Origin of the sequence: Cellulosilyticum ruminicola JCM 14822 (assembly GCF_001311925.1) — a bacterium.
In the GTDB taxonomy this organism is placed as follows: Bacteria; Bacillota; Clostridia; order Lachnospirales; family Cellulosilyticaceae; genus Cellulosilyticum; species Cellulosilyticum ruminicola.
In genome coordinates this window covers 101,949-114,358 of the sequence record NZ_BBCG01000005.1, presented here as the reverse complement: position 1 = coordinate 114,358, position 12,410 = coordinate 101,949, and the positions used below count along the sequence as shown (strand labels likewise).

The window sequence follows — 12,410 nt, the reverse complement described above, 5'->3', positions numbered from 1 at the left end:
GTTATGCCAACTTTTAATCATTGGTATGCTAAATAAACCTATGAATGAACAATAAATTCTGGGACTAGTAGGAGATAGCTAAAAGATAGTAAGATGCGTTCACGCCAATGTACATAACACTCGTGGAAGAGTCGTTTGCTTTGAGGTAATATCTTGAAAAGGAGATGACTAAATTTATGCTTTTTCCATAAGGTTAAGCAAAGTAGCTTGAAAGCGGCGACGAAGCATAGGGTAAGGAAAATGTTTGAAATGCTTTCAAATAGTAAGATTACCAGAAGCTCCTTCAGTGATAAGGGTATGGATATGAGGATTCCATTTAAGATCACGACCGAAAGTATGTAAAGTAGAGACAAAACCAGGAGTAAAACATTCTTTTTATTTTGAGAAGCAAACCAAGAAAGAAGGGTTTGAGAAACAGCTTGAAAAAGAATGTTAAGTAAAGTACGATCGTTGACATACTGCATATCACAAGTATTGCAAAAATGATTTTTGCAACGAAAAGGAACATGTAGAACAGAGCCATAGTGAGAGCACTGATAAAGTGCATGGCCTTGAGAAAAGTCACCGCAAGAGATAATTTTGCTGACTTCCTTGAAGACAACGGGATGAATATGAAAGTTTAGATTAGATTTAATAAAGTTAAACCAATAATCTTGAAGAAGCTGTCTAATAGTAAAAGTAGGATATTTTGTCATATAGTTATCTTGTTTTGTCTTGGCTTGGAGCGGCATAAAAGTAATAAATTGTAAAAAACAAAGACAATATTGTAAAAATATTTAAATATCTTAGTAAAAAACGTTTTATTATTGAAATATATGTAGTATACGATGTAAAATTAATATAAGAATGAAAATTTTAAAAAAATAAATAAATAAAAATATTCTTTTAAGGAAGGGGAAAAATGAGAATATATGTAATTTCAGATTTACATGTAGAATACAAACAAAATAGAAACTGGGTTAATAATTTAAGTAGGATAGACTATAAGCAGGATACTTTAATTATTGCAGGAGATGTTGCAGCAGATTTGAATCTAATAGAAGAGGTATTTAAGTTTTTGAGTGGAATTTTCTTTAAAGTAGTATATGTACCTGGAAATCATGACTTGTGGGTAAATGAGGAAATGAATATTAATTCCATAGAAAAATTAGAGATAATAAGAAAAATTGCTGATAAGTATGATATTAGTATGTCAGTAGTAGAACTATCAGGGGCAATAATAGTACCTCTATATAGTTGGTATGATTATTCTTTTGGTAAATTAAATCAAGAATTAATCAATACATGGGCAGACTTTAGAAGATGTAAGTGGCCGCAAAATTTTTCCCAGCAAATGATAGCTGAATGTTTTTTTTCCATAAATAAAACAGAGGATTTTAATATTAAAAACAAAAAAATAATATCTTTTTCGCATTTTTTACCGGACATAAAATTAGTGCCTAGATTTTTCACTAATTCAATTAGTTATTTATTTCCGGTTATGGGAAGTAAAAGGCTTTTGGAAGTGATTTCAAATCTACAATCAGATATACATGTTTTCGGACATTTACACGTTAATTGTAATAAAACTCAAGGAAAAACTAGATTTATTAATAATAGTTTTGGATATACATATGAAACATATTTTAATAAAAAGAAATTGCAATGTATTTATGAAGGATGATTCATAACAAGGGAGGAAAAAAGAAAGGGAAAACTTAATACTTAAGATTGTTAATAAAATATATATTGAGAGGATGATTATTATGAAGACATATGTTTTTCCAGGGCAAGGCTCACAACAAAAAGGAATGGGTAAGGAATTATTTGATAAGTATAGAGATTTAATTGAAATAAGTGATGAGATATTGGGGTATTCAATTGAGGAATTATGTTTGGAAGATCCTGAGGATAAGTTGAATTTTACTCAATATACACAACCTGCTTTATATATTGTAAGTGCATTAAGTTATTATGAAGAAAGAGAACAAACTGGAACTATTCCAGATTATGTGGCAGGACACAGTTTAGGGGAATACAATGCCTTGTTAGCAGCTGGTGTATTTGATTTTGCAACAGGACTTAAGATTGTAAAAAAGAGAGGGGAATTAATGGCTAATGCTCCTGAGGGGGGAATGGCAGCTGTATTAGGGTTATCTAGAGAAGCATTAGAAAAGGTAATAAGCGATAATAATTTAAATAGTATAGATGTAGCTAATTTTAATACACCTTCACAGATTGTTATATCTGGACCTAAAAAGGATATCGCAGAAGCAGAAAAATATTTTATTGATGGCGGAGCAACAAGATATGTAGCACTTAATGTAAGTGGTGCGTTCCATTCTAGATATATGGCTGGAGCAGCAAAAGAATTTGATCTATTTTTACAAAACTTTGTATTAAAACAACCTAAAATACCTGTTATAGCAAACTATACAGCAAGAGAATATAGAGGTAGTGATATTAAGTCTTATTTAGTACAACAGATGAAATCTTCTGTAAAATGGACTGAAACAGTGTGTTATTTAATGGGAAAAGATGAAGAGATGGAATTTAAACAAATGGGACCTGGACGTGTATTAGTTAGTATGATTAGAAATATTAAACGTGAAGGGAAACCTATTTATGAGGAAGAAGTAAGAGAAGAAGTAGGAGAAGAAATAGAGGCAAAAGTAAAGCAAGAAGTAATTAATACACAAACTAAACAAGAAAATGTGGATATAAAAACGGAAAGAGGAAATTTTGATATAGTAGGACAGCAGTTAGGTAGTAAGAGTTTTAAAGAAAGATATGGATTAAAATATGCTTATTTAACTGGTTCAATGTATAGAGGAATTGCTTCTCCTAGAATGATAGAAAAAATAGCTAATATAGGATGTCTAGGATTTTTAGGAACAGGTGGTATGTCTTTAGAAGAGATAGAGAAAAATTTTAGAGCAATTAAAGAAGTGTGTAAAGATAATATTTTTGGAATGAATTTATTACATTTAATGAATAATCCTACATTAGAAGAAAAGATAGTAGATTTCTATTTGGATAATAATGTAAAGGTAGTAGAAGCTTCTGGATATATGAATGTTACATATGCGTTAGCTAAATTAAGAGTAAAAAGTTTATATCGTGATGAGAATAATAAAGTATGTTCTAAAATTAAAATTATAGGTAAAATTTCTAGACCAGAAGTAGCGGAAGCATTTATGAGTCCAGTACCTGAGAGAATAATGAAAAAGTTAATAAGTGATGGAGCAGTTAGTGATTATCAAGTTAAAATGGCAGAAGAGATGAGTGTTGTAGATGATATCTGTGCAGAAGCTGATTCAGGTGGACATTCAAATCATGGTGTAGCAATAGTTGTTTTAACAGCAATACAAGAATTAAGAAATAGAATGATGGAAAAATTTAAATACCAACATTATATTCATGTTGGACTAGCAGGTGGAATAGGAACACCTGAAGCCATTATGGCAGCGTTTGCAATGCGTGCAGACTTTGTAATGACTGGATCAATAAATCAATGTACAGTAGAAGCTGGAACAAGTGATGCAGTTAAAGATATCTTACAAACTATTAATGTGCAAGATACAGAATATGTACCTGCAGGAGATATGTTTGAAATAGGTGCAAAAGTTCAAGTAGTGAAGAAGGGAGTATTTTTCCCAGCGAGAGCAAATAAATTGTATGACATTTATACCCACTATAATTCTTTAAGAGAAATTGAACCAGCAGTAGCAGAACAAATTCAAGAAAGATATTTTAAAGCGAGTTTTGAGGAAATATATGAAAGAAGTTTAAGAGAACATAAGAGTATTAATAGAGAACGTGCAGAAAGAGATGAAAAGTATAAAATGAGCATTATCTTTAGACAATACTTTGCATTGACTAATAAATATGCTGTTGAAGGAAAGAAAGAGAATAAAGTAGATTTCCAAATTCATTGTGGACCAGCCTTAGGAGCGTTTAATCAGATGGTTAAAGGTACAAATTTAGAGGATTGGAAAAATAGATATGTAGATAAGATAGCAGTTATGTTAATGGAGGAAGCTGCTAAAAGATTTAAGGAATATATCAATGCATTTTAGAAAGGGGAAAGTGTATTAAAAAATCTTAAGAAGGGTTGAGAATATGATAAATAAATCTACTAATAAAGAAGGGAAAATAAGTGGCACAAAAGATATTGCTATAGTTGGGTTAGCATGTAGATTTCCAGAAGCTAATAATTATAATGAGTTTTGGAATAACTTAATAAACGGCAAGAATAGTATAACTTCGGTAGAAGAATGGCAAAGTAACTTGCTTATTACTAATAAATTAGGAAGAATAGAAAATATTAATGAGTTCGATAATCAATTTTTTAATATATCGCCTAGGGAAGCTATGCATATGGAACCCCAACAAAGATTGTTATTGCAAGAGACGTGGCGCTGTATAGAAGATTCGGGGATTTCATTATCAGAGCTTCAAAAATCAAATACATCTGTATTTGTGGGAGCAATGTCAATGGATACATATTTTGGAGACCCTACAGAAGAAGAGATAGATGTATTTACAGGTGCAGGAAACTATTTCTTTATGTTAGCAAATAGAATTTCATATGCATTGGATTTAACAGGTGAAAGTCAAGTGGCTGATTGGGGGTGCGCATCAGGACTTGCAAGTGTAATAGAGGGATGCCGATCAATTCAAAGAGGAGATAGTGAATATGCTATAGTAGCGGGAACTAATATTCATTATTCAGAACTAAAATATTGGATTTGGTCCAAAAATAGAATGCTAAGCCCAAGAGGACAATGTAATACTTTTGATAAAGAAGCTGATGGATTTGTGGCTGGCGAGGGCGTAGGAGTTCTTTTGTTACAACCATTAGATAAGGCTATACAAAATAAGAGTAGTATTTATGGTGTAATAAAAGGTTGTCATATAAATCATTGTGGACATGGAAATGCAGTATCTGCTCCAAAAATGGAAGCACAAAGAGATGCTATGATAAAATGCTATGAACAAGGCGGAATAAATCCTAGAACAATATCTTATGTTGAAACTCATGGGACAGGAACTTCATTAGGAGATCCTATAGAGGTAGAAGCGTTAAAGCAAGCCTTTAGTCAATTTACTGAGGATAAAGGATTTTGCACTATAGGTTCTGTAAAAACGAATATTGGTCATTTAGCAGCTGGAGCAGGAATGGCAAGTATGATTAAGGTTTTACTAATGATGAAATATAAGAAAATCCCACCTTCACTTAATTATAGAGTATTAAATCCTATCATAGAACTTCAAGACACTTGTTTTAAGATAGAAGATAAATTAAGAGATTGGATAAAAGAAGAGGTAGATAAACCATATCGTGCAGCTGTTAACTCTATTGGTTATGGCGGTGTAAATACACATGTTATAGTAGAAGAATATATGTATAAAGATACGGGAAAATCAAAAGGAGAGCAGATATTTACATTATCAGCTAAGACTAGTAAAAGTCTAGAGAAAATGGTGAGTAATTGGAAGGAACAGATAAATACATTGTCAGAGTATAAATTTAAAGATGTATGTAACACGCTTCTATTGGGTAGAGAACAATATAGATATAGATATAGTTGTGTTGTAAATGACTTTGAACAATTAAAAGAAAAACTAGCCAGTTATAAAGTTTATGATTCTAAAAAGGATAATAAATATGTCTTAAGTGTTGTGAATTATAACTTAAGCTTAGGAGAATATGATGAATTATTTAAGAGTTATCCAATACTCAAGAAGAATCTATTAGACATTGTAAAACAAGCTGATAAGTTACACATTATTCCTGATTTTAAGCAGCAGTTTTTGAGCACTGCATGGAAACAAAATTATGTAAAAGGATTTAGATTTATTATATCATTTGCTATTCAGAAAACACTTAAAGCATTAATTGATGAAGATCAGATTTATATGATAAGTGGGGATGATGCTGGAGTATGGGTAGCTTTAGTACTTAGTGGCATATTACAGTGGGAAGAAGTATTAAGATATTTATTCAATCAAATTTCCATTGAAGATTTGACATATAAGAGACCACAAATACCATTTTATGATCACTTAGAAGGAAAGATTATATCACCACATCAGGTTAGAGAAGACTTTATAGAAGAACTGCTTAAGAATATTAACGTAGAAGAAGACTTGTTGTTATATTACTTAAATAAATCAGGTGTTCTATATAGTAATCAATTTACTTTTAGAAAGTATATGAATGAGTGGAATAATATTCTTAAGGATTATGAATTAGAAATTGAACAACTTATAAATGTAGAAGAATATTATAAGTGGAATGTTACAGGGGAAGTAAAGAAGAAAATACTTGTATTAATTATTTGTTTGATGTCTATTAAACGGGTTAAACAAAAATGGAATTTATCAGAAAAGGAAAGAATCGATAATAAAGAATTCTATATATTATTGGATTTAGTAACCTCAGGTGTAATTACAAAGCAAGAAATATTACAAATATTATTAGGAGATTTTAATGCATTGCATAATGCACAAAATCAGATTGTCAATAGAATCAATTCATGTGATATAGAGAATTTTGAAAGAAGAGAAGTTAATGTTGAAGATGAGGAGTTATCTAAGGAAATTAATAATTTCAAGGAATGGTTATCACTTAGAATGACGCAGCCATCTAATATAGAATCAAGTCAATTTAATGTTATAAAAGTAAGCCTTAAACAGAATGAGTGTAATGCATTAAGACAATTTAATAATCAACTTAATATGTTATGGCAACAAGGCGTTAAATTTAACTGGAAACAATTACATGAAAATGAAGTATACCATAAATTGCATTTACCTGTATATGAATTTGAAAAGAACACATTTAATGTACCGTATAAAACAGGGCATAAAGCTAATGTAATCCAATATCAAGAATGTGCTGAAGATAATGGGGGAGAAAATGTAATGATGGAGAAAGTTGATAATAGATATTTTTTAAGTAAACATTGGAAGCAGGAAGATGCTAGCGAGAAAGAGAGTATTAAAGGCGTAATTGCTATTATAGTATCTGAAGAAGTAGAAGCATTAGCACAACATGTAACAACATATTTTAAAGACTATGTAATAATAAGGAATAATGAATTAAAAGATGATTTTAATAATCCAGATACATACTGGAAGAAGTTTAGAGGAGTTATTGACTTAGTTGGATGTGGTAAAGATGAAAGCTATGAGTTTACTTGGATTAAGTGGCTTCAATTATTACTTACATTTGGAAATCGTACACAGTTAAAACTCCTATGTGTTACTAAAGGATTAGAAAGTTTCATGAATGATTCACTAACAATGTATGGTGCCAAACGTGTTGGGCTTTATCGCATGTTACAAAGTGAATATAAATCATTAGAGACTAGACATATGGACGTTAGTCCAGATTTAACGGCTAATCAAATCGCAAAACAAGTTGTTGAAGAGTTTCAAACTAAATCAACAACACCAGAAGTATCTTATAGAGAAAATAAACGCTACAGAAGTTATTTAGATGAAATCGATTTACAAGCAAAAGGCAATAAGATTAATTTTAATAAGGATCAGGTTGTAGTTATTACTGGTGGTACTAGAGGAATAGGTGCATTATGTGCAAAACATTTAGTAGATAATTATGGTGTAAGAAAAATAGCATTAATAGGACGGGAAGTATTACCACCTAGAAATGAATGGGATAATGAGCATGGAAAGGGACTGACAGAAAAAATTAATAATGTTAAATATCTTGAGAGTAAAGGCGCTCAGGTGGAAGTTTTATCTATTGATTTTAATGATTTAGATAATGTAAAACATGCATTAAGTTTATTACTGAAAGCATGGGGACTATTGCAGGAATCATTCATGGGGCAGGTGTTGCAGATTTAAACAATCCTGTATTTATTAAGAAAGCAACAGAAGATATTGATGCTGTATTATTACCTAAAATTAAAGGATTGGATTATTTGATTAATACTATAAAAGGACAAGCATTAGAATTTTTCATTGTATTTTCTTCTGTATCATCTATTATTCCAGTATTAGGTGTAGGTCAAGGAGACTATGCATTAGCTAATGATTACATGAATTATTGTGTAGAATACTACAAGAAGCAATTGCCAATGATAGCTATTATGTGGCCTAGCTGGAAAGAAATCGGAATGGGTGAGGTAACTAGTAAAGCTTACTTAGAATCGGGTCTAATAAGTATCACAAATAAGCAAGGAATTGCAATGCTAGATGAAGTATTAGGATCTAAGAATGAAGAAATTACAACTGTTTTACCTGCAATTGTTGAAGAGGATAGATTTGATATAAGACAATTAATGTTTAAGGAAAGGATGAAAGAAGAAGATATGAAGATAGCCGAAACAGTAAATAACACTGTAGTTGCAAGTCCATCTCTTAAAGATACATTAAGTAATATACTAGTAGATGTTTTTGAAAAAGAACTTAGATGTAATATAGATGATTTAAATAAAAACTTCCAAAGCTATGGCGTAGATTCGATTTTTATCGCTGAACTTATCACAAGGATTGAAGGCAGAATAAAAGGAATAAAATTAGATGCACTTGCCTTTCTAGAGTATCCAAGTATTAGTCAACTAGCAGACTATATGTTAGATGAATATGCTAATGAGATTAAGCAAAATTTAGGTGGAGATAGTGAAGTAAATAACACAGTTGAGGAAAGTAATAATACAACTGAAGAGAACAATAATACAATTGAGGAAATACTAGTAGCTATATTTAAAGAAGAATTATCATTAGACACAGATACTATTGATAGTAATTTATCTTTCCAGGAATTTGGCGTAGATTCAATTTTTATGGTAGATATTATAAAACATATTGAAAAAAGTATTCAAGGAGTCAAAATTGATGCAACAGACTTAATTGAATTTAATACAATCGGTAAATTAACTGAGTACATTAGTGAAAATATAACTCCTGTTAAAACAATAGAAAGTGTTAAGGAAGTTCAAAAGCAAGATCGTATAGAAAATGTTAAAGAAGAAGTAAGATAACTTCTTCTAAGAATAAAAAAATAGCAGTTATTGGTATGGCATGTCATTTCCCAGGAGCACAAAATATTAGTGAGTACTGGAATAACTTATGTAATGAAGTTGATAGTATTGAAGAAATCCCAATAGAAAGATGGGATTGGCGAGATGACTACTATAGAATGAATGGGGAACTTTTTAGAAGTACAAGTAATAGAGGCGGATTTATTAAAGATATTGATAAATTTGATCCAGAATATTTTAGAGTAAGTGACAAACAAGCAATCCAAATGGATCCATTACAAAGACAATGGTTAGAGGTGAGTGTAGAAGCTCTTGCAGATGCAGGATATACCAAAGATGATGTTTGGGGAAAATCAGTTGGGGTATTTGTTGGAGCACGTGTAGGTCAGTTTTATCATACATTAGAGGAAATAGATAGTGAAACGATTAATGGATATGGTCAAAACTTTATATCTGTACACTTATCACATTTCTTAAATTTAAAAGGACCTAATATGGTTATAGATGCAGCTTGTGCAAGTTCATTAACGGCTATTAATTTAGCTATAAATAGCATTAATAGTGGTGAATCAGAGATGGCATTTGCAGGTGGTGTAGAGATTCTAGAACCAACTACATATGAAGTATTAAGTCCTTCTAAAATCATATGTCCTGATGGAAAATGTAAAACATTTTCTAACAATGCAAATGGTATAGCTATCGGAGAAGGCTGCGGTGTAATTTTATTAAAAGCTTTAGATAAAGCTATTGCTGATGGAGATAAAATTTATGGTGTTATAGATGGTGGTGCACTAAACAATGATGGCAATACAATGGGTATTAAGACACCTGATCCTAAAGCTCAAGAAGATTTAGTTCTCCAAGCAATAAAGAATTCTGATATTGATGGAAGTACGATTAGCTATATTGAAGCACATGGTACAGGAACTATGATAGGTGATCCTATTGAATTGAAATCTTTAACAAAAGTCTTGAGAAGATATTCTGGTAAAAATAATTACTGTGGTATAGGAAGTGTAAAATGTAATATTGGACACCTCTTATGTGCATCAGCGGTTGCTAGCGTTATTAAAGTATTGTTATGTATTACTAAGAAGCAGTTACCAGCAAGTATTAATTGTGAACCACTTACTACAAGATTTAAATTTGAGGGTTCACCATTATATGTAGTAAAATCGTTAACAAATTGGCAGCCACAAGATGGCGTATTAAGAGCTGGCGTTAGTGCATTTGGTTTAGGCGGAAGTAATGCGCATATTATTATAAGTAATGATAGTGTACCTGAAAGCTGCAAAGCTGAGTTAACACCAAAAGGAGAAAAAGTACAATTTAATCGTAAGGTTTTATGGAACAATAATCATGCTATTAAGCATCCATTAAATAGTAGTAGTAGCCATAATAAACATGAAGAAACAATTAGTAAAGTAGATACTTTAAAGAGTATACAAGAATGGTTAAAGAATACTGTTTCAGAAGAACTTCATATTTCAGACATTGATTTAAATAAAAACTTACAGATTTATGGAGTGGATTCTATATTTATAGCTGAAATTATTAAGAGAATGGATAAAGAACTAAACATAGATACAATGGATCCAATAGTCTTCTTGGAATATTCAACTTTAGATAGCTTGGCTAAATATATGGTAGAAACGTATAATACACAATTGTTAGCTGCCTTTGGAGATAATATCAAGAGGAAGAATTAAGTATAGATAAAGTAAAAGCTACAGTAACACAAAATTTATCAAAACTAGAGCTAGATTTTAATAAATCTCTTTTAGATATGGGTATTAATTCAAAACAAGATTTAATAGATGTTATTGTGAATAAACTCATTAAAGGTAAACAAGATATAAGTAGCAATGAAAATGTTATAAAAGAAGCACATAATGAGTTACAAAATACAGGTAAAGCAAAAAAAGATAGAAAAGTAGCTGTTATAGGAATGGCATGTCATTTCCCAGATGCAGCCAATATTAAAGAGTACTGGGAAAATCTCATAAATGGAATAGATAGTATGAGAGAAATTCCAAAAGATAGATGGGATTGTACAGAGGATTACTATATATCTAAAGGAGAAAAGAAAAAGAGCATTACAAATTTAGGTGCCTTTATGAAGAATGATATATATGAATTTGATCCAGAGTACTTTAAAATTTCGGATATAATGGCAGAACAAATGGACCCATTACAAAAGCAAATATTAGAAGTAGGTGTAGAAGCCTTAAGTGATGCAGGATATACGAAGGAAGATGTATGGGGCAAAAATGTGGGTATGTTTGTAGGTGCTAGAGCAGCATGCTTTTTAGGTAAGATTCAAGAGTATAATGCAGAAACACCAGTAGGATTTGGTGAGAACTTTATTTCTATACAACTTGCCCATTTCTTAAACTTAAAAGGACCTAATATGGTAATTGACGCAGCTTGTGCAAGTTCACTAACAGCATTACATTTAGCGGCTAAAAGTATTCAACAAGGTGAATCTGATATGGCATTTGTTGGAGGAGTAGAATTATTAGAAAGAAGAACATACCATATGTTAAGTGGTGGCAAAATTTTATCACCAGATGGCAGATGTAAAACCTTTTCAGATGACGCCGATGGCATAGGCATTGGAGAAGGATGTGGTGTGCTTTTATTAAAATCATTAGAAGATGCAATTAAAGATAATGATAAGATTTATGGCGTTATTGATGGTTCTGCACTTAATTGTGATGGTAATACAATGGGTATTACAACTCCAAATCCACAAGCTCAAGAAGCGTTAATTGAAAAAGCTATAGCAGATGCAGAAATTAAAGCTAATTCTATTAGTTATGTAGAAGCACATGGAACAGGCACAATGATAGGAGACCCAATTGAATTAAGAGCGTTAACAAGAATATTAACTAAAGACACAGATAAGAAACAATATTGTGGAATAGGTAGTGTAAAGAGTAATATAGGTCATTTACTATGTGCGGCAGGTGTAGCTAGTGTTATAAAAGTTTTACTTTCAATTACAAAACAACAGCTACCACCAACAATTAACTGTAAAGAAGTTAATCCAAGATTTAATTTTGAACAATCACCATTATATTTAGTACAAGAATTAACAAAATGGCAAGGTGAAGATAATTTAAGAAGAGCCGGTATTAGTGCATTTGGATTAGGCGGTAATAATGCACACATTATTATAAGTGATGAAGGTATTCCAAATGGTAATAGAGCTACATTAGAACCAAAAGGTGGAGAAGTTCATTTTAATCGTAAGAAATCTTATTACCAAGCATTGGATAAAGATTCAGAAAGAATGTGGGAAATAGGCAAAGCAAGCAGTCAAGCGAAAGAACAAAATGAAAGTCAAGATGAAGATGATGATGACTTTTTAGATTTCTTTATAGTACGTAATTAATAAAATATAAGTAAAGA

5 protein-coding genes and 3 pseudogenes are annotated in these 12,410 nt (G+C 31.1%); 6 read left to right on the top strand and 2 right to left on the bottom strand.

Annotated elements, in window-relative coordinates; genetic code table 11:
• Window positions 1–255: 255 nt before the first annotated feature.
• Window positions 256–345, bottom strand: a pseudogene (locus JCM14822_RS24785) (transposase); the annotation flags it as partial.
• A gap of 116 nt (window positions 346–461) precedes the next feature.
• Window positions 462–695: pseudogene (locus JCM14822_RS24780) on the bottom strand (transposase zinc-binding domain-containing protein); the annotation flags it as partial.
• Window positions 696–901: 206 nt separating this feature from the next.
• On the opposite strand from JCM14822_RS24780, the gene JCM14822_RS03165 reads away from it, so the two are divergent.
• From JCM14822_RS03165 to JCM14822_RS03140, 6 genes and pseudogenes are all read left to right on the top strand, one after another.
• Window positions 902–1,663: a metallophosphoesterase family protein gene (locus tag JCM14822_RS03165; protein ID WP_054739583.1), complete on the top strand. Its 762-nt coding sequence runs from the start codon at window positions 902–904 to the stop codon at window positions 1,661–1,663.
• Between the two features lie 82 nt (window positions 1,664–1,745).
• Window positions 1,746–4,058: an ACP S-malonyltransferase gene (gene fabD, locus JCM14822_RS03160; protein ID WP_054739581.1), complete on the top strand. Its 2,313-nt coding sequence runs from the start codon at window positions 1,746–1,748 to the stop codon at window positions 4,056–4,058.
• 43 nt (window positions 4,059–4,101) lie between these two features.
• Window positions 4,102–8,574 (top strand): annotated as a pseudogene (locus JCM14822_RS03155) (beta-ketoacyl reductase); the annotation flags it as partial.
• An 11-nt stretch (window positions 8,575–8,585) separates the two neighbouring features.
• Window positions 8,586–8,996 carry an acyl carrier protein gene (locus tag JCM14822_RS24775; RefSeq protein WP_408606175.1) on the top strand — a complete coding sequence of 137 codons (411 nt, stop codon included), beginning with the start codon at window positions 8,586–8,588 and terminating at the stop codon, window positions 8,994–8,996.
• Entirely contained in the window at window positions 8,993–10,705 is a 1,713-nt protein-coding gene (locus JCM14822_RS03145; RefSeq protein WP_306307283.1) for a type I polyketide synthase, read from the top strand. The genes JCM14822_RS24775 and JCM14822_RS03145 overlap by 4 nt, the downstream gene beginning before the upstream one ends.
• A 116-nt stretch (window positions 10,706–10,821) precedes the next feature.
• Entirely contained in the window at window positions 10,822–12,393 is a 1,572-nt protein-coding gene (locus JCM14822_RS03140) for a beta-ketoacyl synthase N-terminal-like domain-containing protein (RefSeq protein WP_207643250.1), read from the top strand.
• Window positions 12,394–12,410: the final 17 nt, after the last annotated feature.